This window comes from Mesorhizobium sp. M0621 (genome assembly GCF_040320745.1).
Lineage (GTDB): Bacteria > Pseudomonadota > Alphaproteobacteria > Rhizobiales > Rhizobiaceae > Mesorhizobium.
Map to the genome: position 1 here is coordinate 51,624 of NZ_JAMYQF010000036.1, position 18,505 is coordinate 70,128.

The window sequence follows — 18,505 nt, forward strand, 5'->3', positions numbered from 1 at the left end:
AGGAGGCAATACTGTTTTTCCCTATTCGCTACTCCCTATTCGCTATTTGCTCTGTTTCACAGCCATCCATTCTTGCGAAACCGCCAGTAGAGAAACGCGCAGATCAGCGCGATCGTGGCCAGCACCATTGGGTAGCCGTATTCCATCTTCAGTTCCGGCATATCGCTGAAATTCATGCCGTAGATGCCGGCGAGCGCCGTCGGCACCGCCAGGATGGCGGCCCAGGAGGCGAGCTTCTTGGTGTTCGCCGTTTCCTGACTCTGGCCGACCAGCAGACTGGCTTCGAAAGCGAACGCCAGCACCTCGCGCAGGCTGTCGATCTTTTCCTGGACGGTGCGGATGTGATCGGTGACGTCGCGAAACAACGGATGCATGGCCGTATGGATCTGCGGCAGTTCGGCGCTGGTCAGCCGGCGGCAGACTTCGACCAACGGCAGCGCCGCATTGCGCAGGCGCAAAAGATCGCGGCGCAGCATATAAAGCCGCTCGATGTCGGGCCCGGTCATCGGCTTCAACAGAATCTTGTCCTCGATCGCCTCGACCTCGTCCTCGATCTGCTCGAGCACCGGCATGTAATTGTCGACGATGAAATCGAGAATGGCGTAGAGGACAAAATCCTCGCCCTTGGCCAACGAATGCGGGCAGCTTTCCCAATGCTGACGAACGGCGGCATAGGAGGTGGAAGGGCCGTGCCTGACGCTGACAATGTAGCCGCTGCCGACGAACAAATGGGTCTCGCCAAAGGTCACCCGACCGTCGATCAGCTGCGCGGTGCGGGCGACGATGAACAGCGCATCGCCATATTGCTCGATCTTCGGCCGCTGGTGCGGGTGCTCGGCATCCTCGATTGCCAGCTCATGCAGGTGAAACTGCGCCTGGACGCGCAGCAAGAGATTGCGGTCGGGCTCGAGCAGGCCAATCCAGACGACATGACCGGATTTTTTTGCCCATTCGCCGGCTTCCTCGATGGGGATGTCGGCGATGCGACGCCCGGCTGTGTAGACGCCGCAAGCGATAATGCCGGAGGCAGGCGCAGACGCCGGGGTCAGGTTCCGAACATTTTCCATCACGACCTCCCGAAGAAAATCCACGGACGAGGATAGAGGCAAAGCCCGGAAAGCTTAGCTTATTTCGGGTGACGGTTCGAGAGGCGGCCGTTCACTTCACTGGCAGCGTCTCGGAAAGGCCGATCTTGTCGGTCTTGTCGCCCTTGGGCCGCTCAGCCGGCAACTGCTCGCCGGTGACGATGTAGTAGATGGTCTCGGCGATGTTGGTGGCGTGATCGCCGATACGCTCGATGTTCTTGGCGCAGAACAGCAGGTGCGTGCAGGGCGTGATGTTGCGCGGATCTTCCATCATGTAGGTCAGCAATTCGCGAAACAGCGACGTGTACATGGCGTCGATCTGGTCGTCGCGGTCGCGCACGAAGCCGATTTTCTCCACCGAGCGGGACGCGTAGACGTCGAGCACTTCCTTGAGCTGGGTCAGCGCCAGATTGGCCAGGGCCTCGAGGCCGCGGAACAGGCTGGTCGGCTGGCGTCCGTCGGTGACGGCGACCACCCGCTTGGCAACGTTCTTGGCGAGGTCGCCAACCCGTTCGAGATCGGCGGAGATGCGAATGGTCCCGACGATCTCGCGCAAATCCGTCGCCATCGGCTGACGCCTGGCAATGATGATGATCGCCTTATCGTCGATTTCGCGTTGCCCTTCATCCAGCACGGCATCGTCGTGGATGACCTTCTCAGCGAGGCTGGGATCGGCATTGACCAAAGCGGTGATAGCCTGCTCGACCATGCGCTCGGCATGGCCGCCCATCGCAGCGATGCGCTTCGACAGATATTTCAGCTCGTCGTCATAGGCGCTGACGATGTGCACGGACTGCATGGCAATATGCCTTCCCATGGGGTGTTTTGATTTTGAGTCGTTTCCTCGAATCCCCGCTGATACGCTAGCCGGATGACAGAAAAAAGAAACAGTCCCCTCTAAACTAGGGCGATATTAGTGCGTCGGCAAATGAACCGAGAAGGCCGCGCCCTTGCCAACCTCGGACTTGATCGAAAGCCTGGCATTGTGACGCGTCAGGATATGCTTGACGATCGACAGGCCAAGGCCGGTGCCCTTCTGGGTCCGGCTGGTCTCGACATCGACGCGGTAGAAGCGCTCGGTGATGCGCGGAATGTGCTCCTCGGGAATGCCGGGGCCAAAGTCCCTGATGGTTACGTCGATGCCGGGCTCCGAGCCGGCATCGCTATGCGCGATCGACACCACGACGCGCCCGCCCGACTGCCCGTACTTGCAGGCGTTTTCCAGGAGGTTCTCGAAAACCTGGAAAAGCTCGTCGCGATCTCCCGGCACATCGAGCGGCTCGTCGGCATAATCCCGCTCGATGGCAACGCTGTTTTCCCTGGCCAGTGGTCCGAGCGAATCGATGACGCTGTCGACTGTCTCGCGCAGATCGACCTCGGTTCCCGGCTTCAGATAAGGCTTCATCTCCAGCCGCGACAGCGACAACAAATCGTCGATCAGACGCGCCATGCGACCGGTCTGGCTCTGCATGATCTGCAGGAACTGATCGCGCGCCGCCGGGTCGTTGCGGGCCGGGCCGCGTAGCGTTTCGATGAAGCCGGCGATGGAGGCGAGCGGCGTGCGCAGCTCGTGGCTGGCATTGGCGATGAAGTCGGCGCGCATGCGGTCGATCCTGCGCGTTTCGCTCTGGTCCTTGAACACCAGCACATAGAGATCGGTGGCGTGACCGACCGAGGATGCGCTCACCCGGTAAGCCCGTTCGACCGGCAGCTTCTCCGTATAGTCGACCACATCGGAGGCGACATCGCCCGACAGCACGCCGTCCAGCAGAGCCTGCATTTCCGGCGCCCGGAACTTCAACGACAGCGACATGCCCGGCGCGATCCCGCCAAAGGCGGCGAAAGCAGCGGCATTGGCATGCACGATGGTGGCGGTCCGGTCGAAGATGATCAGCGGATCGGCGACGGCAGCCGCCAGATATTCACCGGAGAGCCGCTGCAAGCCGATGGCCTCAATGGCAGCGCCGCTCTCGGTGGATTGGCGCGCGCCGGCGGCCGGCAGCATTGCTGCAGCAAGCAGTAGAAGCAGCGCCGGCAACAGGGCGTAGGCAGAAATACCCGCAAAGGCAAAGGCGATCAAAACAGCAACCACGCCAGCCGCAAGCAGCCAACGGCTGTTCCACAGCCGTATGGCCAGGGTTTGCGCCACACCTTTCTGCTCCAGGTCAGCCATTCGCTCGCGCGCCCCGCACCCTATGCATTCGCCGGTCGCGCGGCGGCGGAAACTTCCGCTGGACCGCTCCGGAGGCTCCCAATAGCATGAGTCCGGAAGCTGGAAAGGGTTCGTCTCGATGAAAAAAGCCAAGGAAAGTCCCGCCGCGCCGACTTCGGGACCGCTGAAGATCAGGATCGACGGCAAGGAGCGGGAGTTCGACATCGAGAACCCCGTGCTTCCCGACTGGGTCGAGGACAAGAAGCTGACCGCCGGCGGCTATCCCTACGACAAGAAGATGAAAAACGACGAGTATGACGCGACGCTCGAGAAGTTGCAGATCGAGCTGGTCAAGGCGCAGGCCTGGCTGCAGTCGACCGGCAAACGGGTGATGGCGCTGTTCGAAGGCCGCGACGCCGCCGGCAAGGGCGGCACGATCTTCGTGGTGCGCCAGTACCTCAACCCGCGCACGGCACGCAATGTAGCGCTGACCAAGCCTACCCCGACCGAGCTGGGGCAATGGTACTACCAGCGCTATGTCGACCATTTCCCGACATCGGGCGAGTTCGTCACCTTCGACCGATCCTGGTACAACCGCGCCGGCGTCGAGCCGGTGATGGGTTTCTGCACGCCGCAGCAGCACGAGCATTTCCTCGACGAGACGCCGCATTTCGAGCGGATGATCTCCAACGAGGGCATCCACTTCTTCAAATTCTGGCTGGACATAGGCCGGGAAACCCAGCTCGAGCGCTTCCACGATCGCCGCTACAGCCCGCTGAAGAGCTGGAAGTTTTCGCCGATCGACGTTGCCGGCATTACCAAGTGGGACGATTACACAGAGGTGCGCGACACCATGTTCGAGCACACCCACAAGGAGTTCGCGCCTTGGATCATCGTGCGGGCCAATGACAAGCGGCGCGCGCGGCTGGCGGTCATGCGGCGCATCCTGTCGTCGCTGCCCTATGATGGGCGCGATCTCGACATGATCGGCAAGGAGGACAAGAAGATCATCGGCGAAGGGCCGTCGTTTTTGAAAGAATAGGCTGGCCTGGGAAAACAGGACTGACGCATTTTGCGCCGCGCAGCCAAGGCCGCGCGGCGATGCTTTTATCCTCGCGGCTCCTAAAGCGCGTCGCGTCGAAGCGGATTCATGCGCCGCGCTTTAGGTCTTTGCTTCCATGCATGTCGTTGTCTCAAAACCGGGGCCACTTTGAGCGACATGCATTAAGCCGCCAGCCGGGCGATGCGCTGCAATCGCCGCAGGGTCGTGTCATCCTGCAGCGCCTGCTGGAAAAGCGAAATTTCCTGGTCGATGCGGTCGCAGAGCGCCTGGGTATTCCCCTTCAGCAGGCCGCGCGTGTGCAGCAGGGCGGCGACCGGCTTCTTGGCAAGCTGTCTCGCGCGGCCAAGAGCCGCTTCCTCGACGCCGCCGCCCGGCACGATCTCGGCGACGAGGCCGAGCGCCCTGGCGTCTTCGGCGCGAAGCGTGTCGCCGAGGCAAAAGAAGCGGAAAGCACCGGCATAGCCGAGCTTCTGCGGCGCCAGGATGCTGGTCGCTGCATCCGGAACCAGGCCGAAATCGACGAACGGCACCCGGAACGTACTTTTGTCGGACGCGATCACCATGTCGCAATGGAACAAGATGGTGCAGCCGACGCCGACGGCATCGCCGTCGACGCAGGCAAGGATGGGCTTCGGAAATGTCGCCAGCGTACGGAAAAGATCGGTGACGGCGGCGATCAGGTTCCGGTGCTTGGTGGCGTCGAGGAATTCGGAGAAGTCGCCGCCGAGACAGAAACAGCCCGCCAGGCCGCGCAGCACGACGACGCGAACCTCCTCATTGGCGGCGGCTTCATGGAAGGTCTTTGCCAGGCTTTCATAGGCTCTCCTGTCCAGCACCGGCCGGCCGTCACTCGACGACACGGTGACCACCAGCGTGTGGTTGCGAAGTTCGGGTTGCGGGTGTGTGCTCATGACTGTCTCCGATCTCATGACGCACGCCTTTGCCCGAGCAGGTCGGGGTATCCCCTGGCCAGCACTGGAGCAAAATGATTGCGGCGCGAACGCACCACGTCGAGGGTGTGCTCGTTGAAGGTCAGCAGTGTGGCTACGACCTGCTGGTTGCCATAGGTGCGCTGATAGCCCAGCGGGGTCGCCAGGAAATGCAATTGCAAGGCGCGCAGCACCCACATCGGCTCGAACTCGATGATCACCTTGTCGACGCCGCGCTTCAGCCCCCACTCGACGAAGCCGGCGATCAATTCGGTGCCGACGGTTGAAACGCCGCGGCGGCCATCGCGAAAACCGGGAGCCACCGCATAGCGGGTCAATTCCCAGATGGTTGGGCCCGATGGCGGCGTTCCTTCCGAAAGGTCGGTCAAGACCTCGGTCAGCAGATGTGGCCGCGTGGTCGGCAACATCCTTTGATAGCCTGCGACTTCGTCACCTCTGATGACAATCTGATGCACCGCCTCGTCATGATCGAACTGGTCGAGTTCGAGCCCGTCGGGACGCCGGAGATCATCCCACCCCATCTCCTCGACAAATATCTTGTAGCGCAGCCGATGGACGGCCTCCCAAAGGTCGGGACGTTCCATCAATTCCTGGGTTGTAAGGGAAAAAAGCATTCCGCCGTCTCCTGTGTTCAGAGGAAGATACGGCCGTGCTTGGATGAGAAAATTGCGTGATCGCGTAGGCAAGAACTTCTAGGTCGGCACGGCCGACCTAACTAATGTAGCCCCGCCGGATCGCTTCCGCGACGGCCTGCACCCGGTTGACGGCACCGAGTTTGCTTTTGGCGTTAAGAAGATGTTTCTCCGAGGTGTGTTCGGAGATGCCGAGGATTTGCGAAATCTCCCATTCCGACTTGCCGACGGCGGCCCATTGCAGGCATTCGCGTTCGCGCGGCGTCAGCACGATCTGGTCGATGGTCTTGCTCGCCATCGTATGGAGCTGCATGGCGCGACCGACGGCGTAGGTCGACACCAGCGACACCTGGCCGAACTCGGCAGCGGACAATTCCACCGCCTCGCCGCCAAGCGACACCATGACGATCTGGCCGTCGAGCGTGATCAGCGGGAAGGCCAGTCCATCACGCAGTTTGAAGACACCGGCATCGCCCATCACTTCGCCGCTGCTCTTGTCTATGCGGATGCTCTGCGACGCCTCGCGCCACTGGAAGGGCGCCTGCAACTGTTTCATATGACTGACGACCGGGTCGTGATCGACATAGTTGCGCGCGACATAGCGCTCCAGCCACTCGCCAGGCCAATCGCAGAGAAGCACATGTTGCTTTTGCTGGCCGGCCGGCGTGCCAGGCTGCGGCACGGTTCCCGCCATCAGTGCGGTGAGACCGAAATCCGACGTTATGCCCAGCAGCCTTTCGCAGACCGCGGCCGCCGTTGCGGCGTGCTGCAGCTGGTCGATGAATTCCAACGTACGATCGAACTGACTCATCGCAACATCAACCCCATGTTGCCTCATGCATTGCGGCCAATGATGCGTGCCTGATTTACACTTCGCCACCGACCACGGATTGCAAATCGCATACTTATTCTATGGCTCCGACCTCGATTCTCTCACCAAGGCGGCCAAAGCTGATTTGCAAACCGGCTAAATCATATCCTGAAATCGGCGTGTTGAAATCAAAAACCATTGTGCCTGTGTCACTTTCGTACCAAAACCGGTGCAAACACGACTGTGGCGGAGTTTTATCTTGGCGTTCCAGTGGAGGTCCTTCGCCGTTGCGATGGTGATCGGATTGCTGTCGTCAGCCGACGGCGCGGGCGCCGTGACGCCTCAGGTTCCGGTTCTGTGGGATGCCAAGGAGCGGCTGCCCAAGCCAGACCTTTCGGCGCTGCCCCGGCTCCGCTTCCTGACGACCACGGATTTCCCGCCCTTCAATTTCCTCGACGGCTCGGGGAAGCTGTCCGGTTTCCACATCGATCTGGCTCGCGCCATTTGCGCCGAACTCGGCATCGTCGAAAAATGCCAGATCCAGGCACTGCCCTGGGCCGAACTGGAAGGCGCGCTGCGGAAAGGCGAAGGCGAGGCGATCATCGCTGGCATCGCCGCAACGCCTGAATCGCGCGCGACCTATGCCTTCTCGCGCTCCTACCTGCAGTTCCCGGCGCGCTTCATCATGCCGAAGAGCAAAGCGCTGACCGAACCGATCTTTGCCAAATTGCGCGGCAAGCGTGTCGGCGTGGTCGCCGGCTCGGCGCACGAGCGCATGTTGCGCGACTATTTCAATACGGTTCAGATCATCCCCTTCGACAGACCGGAAAACCTCTATGCCGATCTCAAGGCCGGCAAGCTCGACGCGGCCTTCGGCGACGGCATGCGCCTGGCTTTCTGGCTGGGCGGCTCGGATGCAGCGGGCTGCTGCCGCTTTTCCGGCGGCCCCTATCTGGCGCCCGAATATCTGGGCTCGGGCATGGCCATCGCCACCCAGGCGGACAATCCGGCGCTGGCCGCCGCGCTCGACTACGCACTGCAGGAGATTTCGATGAAAGGCACGTTTGCCGAATTTTATTTGCGCTATTTCCCGGTCAGTTTTTTCTGATCCGGTTCCCGTCAGCCTTTTCCAGCGCGCTGCTGATATTCAGGTGAGCGTACGCAGCCGCGCCTTGGCCGCGCGGCCGATGGCGGCGACGGTCAGCGTGTCGAGATCAAGCTGACGCCGGATCAGCTGCAGCACCCGCACTTCTTCCATGCGCATTTCGAGATCGACGGCGGCCACCTCGAAGGCAGCGGCGTAGGCGGTGTCGCGCAAGCGCTCGGGCAGGGCCTCGGCGACTTCAGCCAGAACGCCTTCCAGCCCATCCTTTTCGTGCAGGCGCTTCTGGCAGGCCTGGGCAACGTCGATCAGCCGGTCGTGGTTGAAATCCTCGAACACCGGCCACGAGCGGACGACGTCGCCGATCCTGGCCAGTTCGACATCGGTCATATCGCGATCGGAGGCCGAGGTGATGACCATCAGGTAGATCAGGGCTTCATGCGGCGTCGGCAATTTTTTCTCCTTGAACCGGACTTCGAAGGTAGGAATGCACTATCCGCACCGCAAGGAAAAAAGCGCCGCACGCGTTGACGCTCCGGCCACGCACGCCTAGAGACCGGTTGAAAAACCCCTTGGCGCCGGCCCGTCTTCGAAGGATTTGGGCCCGGCGAATGATTTGGAAACAGTGACATGGCGGGATCAAACATCATCGATCTCAATCCCGAGGTGCTGGCGGCCGCGGCTGAGAGCAAGGCGTGGCCGTTCGAGGAAGCCAAAAAGATAATCGAACGCTACAAAGGCGCTGACTTTCCCCAAACGATCCTGTTCGAGACCGGGTACGGACCGTCCGGCCTGCCGCATATCGGCACGTTCGGCGAGGTGGCGCGGACATCGATGGTGCGCCATGCCTTCCGCGTCCTGACGCAGGACAAGGTTGCAACCAAGCTGCTGTGCTTTTCCGACGACATGGACGGCATGCGCAAGATCCCCGACAGCGTGCCGGATCGCGCCGCACTCGAGCAGCACCTGCACAAGCCGCTGTCGTCGGTCCCCAATCCATTCGGCGGCGACTATGCGAGCTTCGCCGACCACAACAACGCGATGCTTTGCCGTTTCCTGGATACATTCGGCTTCGACTACGAGTTCGCCAGCGCGACGCAATACTACAAGTCGGGCCGCTTCGACGCGATGCTGCTGCGCGCCGCCGAACGCTATGACCAGATCATGGCGGTGATGCTGCCGACGCTCGGCCCCGAGCGGCAGGCGACCTACAGCCCGTTCCTGCCGATTTCGCCGAAGAGCGGTCGCGTGCTTTACGTTCCGATGAAGCATGTCGACGCCAAGGCCGGCACCATCACCTTCGACGACGAAGGCACGGAAACCACGCTTTCAATCACTGGCGGCCGCGTGAAGCTGCAGTGGAAGCCGGATTTCGGCATGCGCTGGGCAGCGCTTGGCGTCGACTTCGAGATGTTCGGCAAGGACCACCAGACCAACGCGGTGGTCTACGACCGCATCTGCAACATTTTGGGTGGGCGCGCGCCGGAGCATTTCGTCTACGAACTGTTCCTGGACGAGAACGGCCAGAAGATCTCGAAGTCGAAGGGCAACGGGCTGACCATCGACGAGTGGCTTACCTATGCGCCGACCGAGAGCCTGGGGCTCTACATGTACCAGCGGCCGCGGCAGGCCAAGAAGCTGTATTTCGACGTCATCCCGCGGGCCGTGGACGAATACTATACCTTCCTCGCCGCGTATCCCCGGCAGGACTGGAAGGAACGGCTGGGCAACCCGGTCTGGCATATGCATGACGGCAACCCGCCCGCCATCGACATGCCGGTGCCGTTCTCGCTGCTGCTCAACCTAGTCAGCGCTTCCAACGCGCAGAACAAGGATGTGCTGTGGGGCTTCATCTCGCGCCATACGGTGGGGGTAACGCCGAAGACGCATCCCGAACTCGACCGGCTGGTCGGCCACGCGATCCGCTATTTCGACGATTTCGTGAAGCCAACGAAAACCTTCCGTCCGGCCGACGAAGTCGAGCGCGAGGCACTGCAAGCCCTCGACACGGCGCTTGGCGAACTGCCGGCGGACGCCAATGGCGAAGCGATCCAGAATGCTTCGCTCAACGTCGCACGCAAGATCGAACGTTATCAGGACCATTCCAAGCAGAGCCCGGAAGGCGGCCCCGGCGTATCGGGCGCCTTCTTCCAGATGATCTATCAGGTGCTGATCGGCCAGGAGCGCGGTCCACGCTTCGGTTCGTTCGCCGCGCTCTATGGCGTTGCCGAGACGCGGGCGCTTATTGAGCGGGCGCTGGCTGGTCAGCTGGCTTGAGCACACCGTCGACTTCTTCGAGGATCGAACTCGGCGCCTGAGGCGCCGGGCTTGGTGCGGCCGGCATTGCCGGCATGCCGGACAGATCAGGCGCCGATCCGAAAATGCCCTTCTTCGCCATGCGCGCCTTGTCGCCGGCATCGACATAGGGCCCGCCCTTGGCGGCGCGCGCCCAGCCGTTTTCGACCAGCCATTGGCCGACATCCTGCTTGCCGATCCGGCATTCGGCGGCGACCAGGTCGCGGCCGCCCTCCGGCGGCACGGTGCAGACCACCGCGCGGCCGCGCAGGAAGGCGCGGAACGCCGTCCGCGCCCGGACGCCGCATGGCCAGGATTTGCCGTCATCGCTACAGGTCTCGTCCTGCCTTACTATGTCGATGCCGGAAACCGCGACCGAGTAACCCTTCGCCTCGATCAGGCCGGCGGCCGGCGCGACCGGCTGGAACAGCTTTGTGCCGTTCCAGTCGTCAGGCATTTTCGGCTTGGGCGGCACGGCCAATGCGAGCTTGCTCAACGGCTCGCGCGGCTCGACCCGTTCAAGCCCGTCAGAGGGCAATTCCGGTGGCGCGACGATTTCGGGATCGATCGCCCTCGAATGCGGCGCCGGCTTTGGCGGCTGTGGAGCTGCTATGGCCGATGTGGCCGGCTCTTCGGGCACCGTGTCGGTGCCCTGCTGCGCGATCGTATCGGCGCCCGGATCGAACTGGTCCACGGTGACCACGCTGTCACTTCCTTTCAGCGTGCGACCGCCGGCGACGACCATGGCCGCCATCACCGGGACCATCAGAACCAATAGGGCAATATGAAGGAGCCGCACCGGTCGGACCTACTGGCTTGCCCATACAATCCGCGCCACCCATTCGACATCGCGCATGGGAATATCGCGGTCGGGATGGTCGGGATTGAGCGAGACCAGCGCAATCGACTTGACGGTCTGGCGCTCGAGCACCTTGGCCATGACCTCGCCGGAGTTGGTCTTGACGACGACGCGATCGCCCTTGCGGGTGGTGGCGCCAGGTTCGACGATGAGGACATCGCCATTGCGGTAGAGCGGCAGCATGGAATCGCCCTGCACCTGCAGCGCATAGGAGCTCTCGGTGGCTTGCGCCGGCAGTTCGACCAGATCCCAGCCCTGCCCCACCGGAAAGCCGGCATCGTCGAAGAAGCCGCCGGCACCGGCCTGGGCAAAGCCGAGCAACGGCACCGTGCGTCTGCGGGCGACCGAAGCGCCATGACCGATCGAAGCACCATTGCTGATCCCGGGCCGGCCTTCGATCAGACCGGTGAATTCATCGAGCGAAGCGCCCGTCGCCTCGATGATCTTGGCCAGTGATTCGGTCGAAGGCCAGCGCGGCCGACCATCCGACGACAGACGCTTCGACTTGTTGAAGGCGGTGGAATCGAGCCCCGCACGCTTGGCCAGACCCGAGGCCGAAAGCGAATAGCGCTCGGCAAGAGCATCGATGGCGGCCCAGACACGGTCATGCGAGAGCATTCTTGCTCTCCTTCAAACAGGAAAAAATACCTTTTCCGTTCTAACCCCGAGCCACCATCTTGTCTACAGTCCAAGGTTGGCTCACGCCGCCTTTCTCGTCTCGCCTTTCGCATAGGGATCGAAACGCTGATAGAAGTTCTCACCCTTCTCGGCCATATCGAGCAGCAGCTTGGGCGCCTTGAACTCGGCGCCGTACTTCTTCTGCAGGCTCTTGGCGATCTTGACGAACGCCTTGGCGCCGATGCCGTCGATATAGGACAGCGCACCGCCAGTGTAGGGCGCGAAACCGAAGGCCAGGATCGAGCCTACATCAGCCTCGCGCGGGTCGGTGACGATACCCTCTTCCATCACCCGGGCTGCTTCCAGCGCGATGGTGACCAGCAGCCGCTGCTGCAGCTCCTCATAGTCGACCTTTTCGGGTGCAAGCTGCGGATAAAGCTCCTTGAGCCCCGGCCATAGCTTCTTCTTGGCGGGCTTTGCCGGATAGTCATAAAAGCCCTTGCCGTTCTTGCGGCCGAAGCGGCCATGGTCGTCGACCATGGTGTTGATCAGCGCCATCTGCTTCGGATCGACCGCCTTGTCGCCGAGGTCCCTGATGGTCTGCTTCATGATCTTCTGGGCAAGGTCGATGGCCGTCTCATCGGTCAGCGCCAAAGGCCCGACCGGCATGCCGACGGCTTTCGCAGCGTTCTCGATCATCGGCGCCGGAACGCCTTCGATCAGCATCTTGTAGGCTTCCGACATGTAGCGCAGCACGCAGCGATTGACATAGAAGCCGCGCGTGTCGTTGACGACGATCGGCGTCTTCTTGATGGCACGGACGAAATCGATCGCAGTGGCCAGCGCCTTGTCGCCGGTCTTCTTGCCCAAAATGATCTCGACCAGCATCATCTTGTCGACAGGCGAGAAGAAGTGGATGCCGATGAAGTTCTTCGGCCGCGCCGAATTCTTGGCCAGCGCCGAGATCGGGATGGTGGAGGTGTTCGAGGCGAAGATCGCCGATGGCTTCAACACGGCCTCAGCCTGTTCGGTGGCGCTCTTCTTGACGGCCGAATCCTCGAACACCGCCTCGACCACCAGATCGCAGCCGGCAAGGTCTGCATAGTCGGCCGTCGGCGTGATCAGCGACAGCAATTTGTCCTTGTCCTCCGGCTTGGCGCGGCCCTTCTTCACCTGATCCGAGATCAGGCTGTCGGAATGCGCCTTGCCCTTGGCGGCCGACTCCATGTCGCGGTCGAGCAGCACCACCGGAATGCCGGCCTTGGCGGTGACATAGGCGATGCCGGCGCCCATGAAGCCGGCGCCGAGAATGCCGATCTTCTTGAATTTGGTTTCCGGCACGCCGGCCGGGCGGCGGGCGCCCTTGTTCAGTTCCTGCAGCGACACGAACAGCGAGCGGATCATCGCCGCCGCTTCCCTGGTCTGCATGATCTCGGTGAAATAGCGCTGCTCGATGCGCAAGGCGGTGTCGAACGGAACCAGCAGGCCTTCATAGACGCATTTGAGGATCGCGGCGGCGGCTGGATAGTTGCCATAGGTCTCGCGACGCAGGATGGCGATGGCCGGCGGCCACAGATTGAAGCCGGCGGGCGAATAGATCTGGCCACCGGGCAGCTTGAAGCCCTTCTCGTCCCACGGCTGAACCGCCTTCAGGCCATTCCTGATCATCGTCTTGGCGGCCTCGACCAGCCTGGCCGGCTCGGCGATCTCGTGGATCAGGCCCATCGACTTCGCCTTCTGCGACGACAGGGTCTGGCCCGAGGTCAGCATCTGCAGCGCCTGCTGCTGATCGGTCAGCCGCGGCACGCGCTGGGTGCCGCCGGCGCCGGGGAAGATGCCGATCTTCACCTCGGGAAGCGCCATCTTGACCTTGTCGCTGTCGGCGGCGACGCGACCGTGACAGGCCAGCGACATCTCGAAGGCGCCGCCCATGCAGGTGCCGTTGATTGCCGAAACCCATGGCTTGCCGCAAGTTTCTAACTTGCGGAACAGGCCGGTCATCATGCCGGCATTGTCGAACAGCGCCTTGGTGGCCTTTTCGGCGTCCTTGCCCTTTTCAACGGCGAAGGTGGTCAGCATCTTCTGCAGCAGGGTGATGTCCGCACCGCCGGAGAAGGTGTCCTTGCCGGAGGTGATCACCGCGCCCTTGACGGCGGCGTCACCTGCCACATGATCGACAATGGCGTTCAGTTCCCGCATCGCTTCCTCGGTGAACACGTTCATCGAACGGCCCGGCATGTCCCAGGTGACCAGCGCAATGCCGTCGGCGTCGATGTCGAGGGTGAAATTGGTGTAGCTCATCGTTTCTCTCCCCGTCAGACGCGTTCGATGATCGTTGCGGTGCCCATGCCGGCGCCGATGCACAGCGTCACCAAGGCGGTGTTCAAATCACGACGCTCGAGTTCGTCCAGTACCGTGCCCAAGATCATTGCGCCGGTGGCACCGAGCGGATGGCCCATGGCGATGGCACCGCCATTGACGTTGATCTTGTCGTGCGGAATATCGAACGCCTGCATGTAGCGCAGCACCACCGAGGCGAAGGCTTCGTTGAGCTCGAACAGGTCGATGTCCGACAGCTTCATCTTGGCGCGCTTCAACAGCTTTTCGGTGACGTCGACCGGACCGGTCAGCATCAGCACTGGTTCCGAACCGATGTTGGCGAAGGTGCGGATGCGGGCGCGCGGCTTCAGCCCCATCGCCTTGCCGGCTTTCTTCGAACCGAGCAGCACGGCTGCGGCGCCGTCGACGATGCCGGACGAATTGCCGGCATGGTGGACGTGGTTGACCTCTTCGACCTCGGGATGCTTCTGCACGGCAACGGCATCGAAGCCGCCCATTTCGCCAGGCATGACGAAGGACGGATTGAGCGAGGCCAGCGACTGCATGTCGGTCGACGGTCGCATGTGCTCGTCATGATCGAGGATGGTCAGGCCATTCTGGTCCTTGATCGGAATGACGGATTTCTTGAAACGGCCGTCGGCCCAGGATTTAGCGGCACGCTTCTGGCTCTCGACCGCATAGGCGTCGACGTCGTCTCTGCTGAAGCCGTATTTGGTGGCGATCAAGTCGGCCGAGATGCCTTGCGGCACGAACCAGCCGGGCAGGCCGACCGAGGGATCCATGAACCAGGCGCCGCCGGAGGCGCCCATGCCGACGCGCGACATCGATTCGACGCCACCGGCGATGACGATCTCGTCTGCGCCTTGCGCGATCTTGGCGGCGCCGAAATTGATGGCGTCCAGCCCCGAAGCGCAGAAGCGCGAGATCTGCATGCCAGGCGCCTTGGTGTCGTAGCCGGCCTCGAAGGCGGCGGCGCGCGGAATGACCGAGCCCGCCTCGCCGACAGGATCGACGCAGCCGAAGATGATGTCGTCGACAGTGCCGGTGTCCAGCCCATTGCGGTCGCGCAACGCTTCGAGCGTCTTGGCGGCAAGCCGAACCGCCGGCACCTCGTGCAGCGATCCGTCCTTCTTGCCCTTGCCGCGCGGCGTGCGCACGGCGTCATAGACATAAGCTTCGGCCATCGTTTTGCTCCTTGGGTTTATCGAACGCGGCTCAGAGCGAACGTCCGATCAGCAATTTCATGATCTCGTTGGTGCCGCCATAGATGCGCTGGACGCGGGCGTCGCGGAACATGCGGGCGATCGGATATTCATTCATGTAGCCATAGCCCCCATGCAATTGAAGGCATTCGTCGACGACTTTTCCCTGCAGGTCGCTGAGCCAGTATTTGGCCATCGACGCGGTCACGGGATCGAGGCCCCCGGCGATGTGGCGGGTGACGCAATCATTGTAGAAGACGCGACCGATGGTGGCTTCGGTCTTGAGTTCGGCCAGCTTGAACTGGGTGTTCTGGAAATCGATGATCGCTTTGCCGAACGCCTTGCGCTCCTTGACGTAGTCGATGGTCAGCGCCAGTGCCCGTTCGATCATGGCGATCGCCCCGGTGCCGATCTGCAGCCGCTCCTGCGGCAATTGCTGCATCAGCTGGACGAAGCCCTGCCCCTCTTCATGGCCGAGCAGATTGGAGGTCGGCACGCGCATATCGTTGAAGAACAGTTCCGACGTGTCGTTGGCCTTCAAGCCGATCTTGTCGAGGTTGCGGCCACGCTCGAACCCTTCGACCTCATCGGTCTCGACGACGATCAGCGAGGTGCCCTTGGCGCCCTTCTCCGGATCGGTCTTGGTGACGACGATGATGAAGTTTGCAAGCTGGCCATTGGTGATGAAGGTCTTGGAACCGTTGATCTTGTACTGATTGCCATCCTGCTGCGCTCGCGTCTTGACGCCTTGCAGGTCGGAACCGGCGCCGGGTTCGGTCATGGCGATGGCGCCGATCAGCTCGCCTGTCGCTAGCTTCGGCAGCCATTTCTTCTTCTGCTCTTCGGAGCCGTAATGAAGGATGTAGGGGGCGACGATCGAGTTGTGCAGGCCGATGCCGAAACCATCGACACCGACATGGCCGATGGCCTCGATGATGGCGCTCTCATGCGCGAAGGTACCGCCCGAGCCGCCATATTCCTCGGGCATCGAAGCGCAGAGCAGACCGGCCGCACCGGCCTTCAGCCAGCTTTCGCGATCGACCATCTCGTTCTTCTCGAACTCGTCGTAGCGCGGTGCGATCTCTTCCAACATGAAGCGGTGCGCCATGTCGTAGAGCATGCCGACCTCGTCCGCCGCCCAGGCGGGTTTGGGAAGGCCAAGGATTTCGGCTGGGTTGGTCATGCTGGTATGATACTCCTCCCAGAGCGCATCTTCAGAGTTGAGGTCGGTGCGCTTACGCAGGACCCCACTAGGCCCTTCGGGCCACCCTCCCCTCAAGGGGGAGGGGAACCATCTTTAGAACGCTTCCGCCGGCAGTGCCATCAGCGTGTCCGCGCCGCTCGAAATGCGTGCGAGATGAGCTGATGTCTCCGGCATGATCCGCTCCATGAAGAAGCGCCCCGTCACGACCTTGTTGTCGTAGAAGGCCACCTTGTTTTCATAAGAGGATTGAGTGCCATTGGCGCCCGTCTTGCCAAGTGCCGCCTTGGCCATCTGCGCCCACATGTAGCCGAGCGCCACGAGACCGAAGAGATGCATGTAGTCGGTCGAGGCGGCGCCCGCATTGTCGGGCTTGGCCATGCCGTTCTGCACCAGCCACATGGTGGCGGCCTGCAGATCGTTGAGACCCTTCTTCAAGGCCTTGGTGAACGGCGCCATCTTCTCGTCGGAGCGGTTCTCCTCGCAGAATTCGCCAACTTCCTTGAAGAAGGCTTGCACGGCGCGGCCGCCATTCAAACCGAGCTTGCGGCCAACGAGGTCGAGCGCCTGGATGCCGTTGGCGCCTTCATAGATCATGGCGATGCGGGCATCGCGCACGAACTGGCTCATGCCATGCTCTTCGATATAGCCGTGACCGCCGAACACCTGCTGCGCCATGACGGCGTGGTCGAAGCCCTTGTCGGTGAGCACGCCCTTGACGACCGGCGTCATCAGGCCGGTGTAGTCGTCGGCGGCCTGACGATCCTTGTCGTCACCCGAGCGGTGGGCGACATCGGACTTGATCGCCGTCCACAGCGCCAGTGCGCGGCCAGCCTCGTTGAAGGCTTTCATGGTCATCAGGCTGCGGCGGATGTCCGGATGGACTATGATCGGGTCGGCCTTCTTGTCCGGCGCCTTCGGCCCCGACAATGAGCGGCCCTGCAGGCGGTCCTTGGCGTAGGCAACGGCGTTCTGGTAGGCGATCTCCGACAGCGAAAGCCCCTGCAGTCCGACGCCGAGGCGCGCCTCGTTCATCATCGTGAACATGGCCTTCAGGCCACCACTGGCCTCGCCGAGCAGCGTGCCTTGCGCCTCATCATAATTCATGACGCAGGTCGAATTGCCGTGGATGCCCATCTTCTCCTCGATCGAGCCGCAGGAGACGGTGTTCCTGGCGCCCGGATTGCCCGATGCGTCGAGCATGAGCTTCGGCACGATGAACAGCGAGATGCCCTTGACGCCTTCCGGCGCGCCCTCGATGCGGGCCAGCACCAGATGAACGATGTTGTCCGACATGTCGTGTTCGCCGGCCGAGATGAAGATCTTCTGGCCCGATATCTTGTAGGTGCCATCGCCATTCGGCACCGCCTTGGTGCGCAGCAGGCCGAGATCGGTGCCGCAATGCGGCTCGGTCAGGTTCATGGTGCCGGTCCAGGCGCCTTCGATCATCCTGGGCAGCCACCGGGCCTTCTGCTCGTCGGTGCCGTGGGTGATGATTGCCGCGATCGCACCTTGCGTCAGGCCCGGATACATCATCAGCGACATGTTGGCCGAGACCATGTATTCGGCGACGGCGGTGTGCACGGCATAGGGCAAGCCCTGGCCGCCGAACTCGACCGGTGCGGCCAATCCCATCCAGCCGCCCTCGCGATACTGGTCGAAGGCCTCCTTGAAGCCCTTGGGCGTCGTCACCGAGCCATCGTCATGACGCACGCAGCCTTCCATGTCGCCGACACGGTTCAGCGGGTGCATGACGTTTTCGGCAAGCTTGGCGCCTTCGGCGAGGATCGCTTCGAGCACATCGGGCGTCGCGTCGGAAAATCCGGGAAGGTTCGAATAGCGCTGATAACCCAGCACCTCGTTGAGCACGAACAGCGTATCCTGGACCGGAGCCCTGTATGTCGGCATGCTTTTTCTCCACCCTGCAAACCCGGTCCGCACGCCCCGAAGACAAGCCAGGGGCGGCATGCGGACCCATGTTGGAAGCGGGATAGCAAAAATTGACGTTTGCGTAAACGTCAATTTTTTCGATGCGACAAGATTTCCCGCCCATTGCGGCAATGAGCGTAGCCGCGCGGCAGAGCGCAAGCCAGCGTCTAACAGGCTGCTGCAAAAGTCGCGTTTGGCTTTGTTTTGTGATTCACTTTCGTCTGACAACGGGAGTGATTTGCGATGCGGGGTCGTAGTGATGGATC

At 62.1% G+C, this 18,505-nt stretch carries 16 protein-coding genes; 3 read left to right on the forward strand and 13 right to left on the reverse strand.

Annotation, left to right across the window (positions count from 1 at the left end):
• Positions 1–56: 56 nt before the first annotated feature.
• The 3 genes from NKI38_RS22460 to NKI38_RS22470 all read right to left on the reverse strand — a co-directional run bounded on the left by NKI38_RS22460 (position 57) and on the right by NKI38_RS22470 (position 3,258).
• Entirely contained in the window at positions 57–1,067 is a 1,011-nt protein-coding gene (locus NKI38_RS22460) for a magnesium and cobalt transport protein CorA (protein WP_352630131.1), read from the reverse strand.
• Positions 1,068–1,158: 91 nt separating this feature from the next.
• Complete coding sequence (gene phoU, locus NKI38_RS22465; RefSeq protein WP_352630133.1) at positions 1,159–1,884, reverse strand: phosphate signaling complex protein PhoU; 726 nt, start codon at positions 1,882–1,884, stop codon at positions 1,159–1,161.
• Between the two features lie 114 nt (positions 1,885–1,998).
• Positions 1,999–3,258 (reverse strand): ATP-binding protein, encoded by a 1,260-nt coding sequence (locus NKI38_RS22470; protein WP_352630135.1) that lies wholly within the window; start codon positions 3,256–3,258, stop codon positions 1,999–2,001.
• A gap of 118 nt (positions 3,259–3,376) precedes the next feature.
• Between NKI38_RS22470 and ppk2 the strand changes: the two genes are divergently transcribed.
• Complete coding sequence (ppk2, locus tag NKI38_RS22475) at positions 3,377–4,279, forward strand: polyphosphate kinase 2 (protein ID WP_352660801.1); 903 nt, start codon at positions 3,377–3,379, stop codon at positions 4,277–4,279.
• A gap of 182 nt (positions 4,280–4,461) precedes the next feature.
• Here ppk2 and NKI38_RS22480 read toward each other — a convergent pair whose 3' ends face one another.
• From NKI38_RS22480 to NKI38_RS22490, 3 genes are all read right to left on the reverse strand, one after another.
• Positions 4,462–5,211: an enoyl-CoA hydratase-related protein gene (locus tag NKI38_RS22480; RefSeq protein ID WP_352660804.1), complete on the reverse strand. Its 750-nt coding sequence runs from the start codon at positions 5,209–5,211 to the stop codon at positions 4,462–4,464.
• A gap of 14 nt (positions 5,212–5,225) precedes the next feature.
• Positions 5,226–5,864, reverse strand: coding sequence for an acyl-homoserine-lactone synthase (locus tag NKI38_RS22485; RefSeq protein ID WP_352660806.1), 639 nt, complete (start codon positions 5,862–5,864; stop codon positions 5,226–5,228).
• A gap of 97 nt (positions 5,865–5,961) precedes the next feature.
• Positions 5,962–6,693 carry a helix-turn-helix transcriptional regulator gene (locus tag NKI38_RS22490; protein ID WP_352630142.1) on the reverse strand — a complete coding sequence of 244 codons (732 nt, stop codon included), beginning with the start codon at positions 6,691–6,693 and terminating at the stop codon, positions 5,962–5,964.
• A 259-nt stretch (positions 6,694–6,952) separates the two neighbouring features.
• Between NKI38_RS22490 and NKI38_RS22495 the strand changes: the two genes are divergently transcribed.
• Positions 6,953–7,801: an ABC transporter substrate-binding protein gene (locus tag NKI38_RS22495; protein WP_352660809.1), complete on the forward strand. Its 849-nt coding sequence runs from the start codon at positions 6,953–6,955 to the stop codon at positions 7,799–7,801.
• 39 nt (positions 7,802–7,840) lie between these two features.
• Here NKI38_RS22495 and NKI38_RS22500 read toward each other — a convergent pair whose 3' ends face one another.
• Positions 7,841–8,248 carry a tellurite resistance TerB family protein gene (locus tag NKI38_RS22500; protein WP_352660811.1) on the reverse strand — a complete coding sequence of 136 codons (408 nt, stop codon included), beginning with the start codon at positions 8,246–8,248 and terminating at the stop codon, positions 7,841–7,843.
• 177 nt (positions 8,249–8,425) lie between these two features.
• On the opposite strand from NKI38_RS22500, the gene NKI38_RS22505 reads away from it, so the two are divergent.
• Positions 8,426–10,072, forward strand: a complete 1,647-nt coding sequence (locus NKI38_RS22505; RefSeq protein WP_352660814.1) for a lysine--tRNA ligase — start codon at positions 8,426–8,428, stop codon at positions 10,070–10,072.
• Here the strand turns inward: NKI38_RS22505 and NKI38_RS22510 are convergent.
• The 6 genes from NKI38_RS22510 to NKI38_RS22535 all read right to left on the reverse strand — a co-directional run bounded on the left by NKI38_RS22510 (position 10,038) and on the right by NKI38_RS22535 (position 18,218).
• Positions 10,038–10,889, reverse strand: coding sequence for a thermonuclease family protein (locus NKI38_RS22510; RefSeq protein ID WP_352660816.1), 852 nt, complete (start codon positions 10,887–10,889; stop codon positions 10,038–10,040). The genes NKI38_RS22505 and NKI38_RS22510 overlap by 35 nt on opposite strands.
• 9 nt (positions 10,890–10,898) lie before the next feature.
• Positions 10,899–11,567, reverse strand: coding sequence for a S24 family peptidase (locus NKI38_RS22515; protein WP_352660819.1), 669 nt, complete (start codon positions 11,565–11,567; stop codon positions 10,899–10,901).
• 81 nt (positions 11,568–11,648) lie between these two features.
• The gene (locus NKI38_RS22520) at positions 11,649–13,868 is read right to left on the reverse strand and encodes a 3-hydroxyacyl-CoA dehydrogenase NAD-binding domain-containing protein (RefSeq protein WP_352660822.1); all 2,220 of its coding nucleotides are present in this window, start codon (positions 13,866–13,868) and stop codon (positions 11,649–11,651) included.
• 14 nt (positions 13,869–13,882) lie between these two features.
• Positions 13,883–15,091 (reverse strand): acetyl-CoA C-acetyltransferase, encoded by a 1,209-nt coding sequence (locus NKI38_RS22525; protein ID WP_352660825.1) that lies wholly within the window; start codon positions 15,089–15,091, stop codon positions 13,883–13,885.
• A gap of 31 nt (positions 15,092–15,122) precedes the next feature.
• Positions 15,123–16,292 (reverse strand): acyl-CoA dehydrogenase family protein, encoded by a 1,170-nt coding sequence (locus NKI38_RS22530; protein WP_352660828.1) that lies wholly within the window; start codon positions 16,290–16,292, stop codon positions 15,123–15,125.
• A 114-nt stretch (positions 16,293–16,406) separates the two neighbouring features.
• Positions 16,407–18,218 carry an acyl-CoA dehydrogenase gene (locus NKI38_RS22535; RefSeq protein WP_352660830.1) on the reverse strand — a complete coding sequence of 604 codons (1,812 nt, stop codon included), beginning with the start codon at positions 18,216–18,218 and terminating at the stop codon, positions 16,407–16,409.
• Positions 18,219–18,505 lie beyond the last annotated feature (287 nt).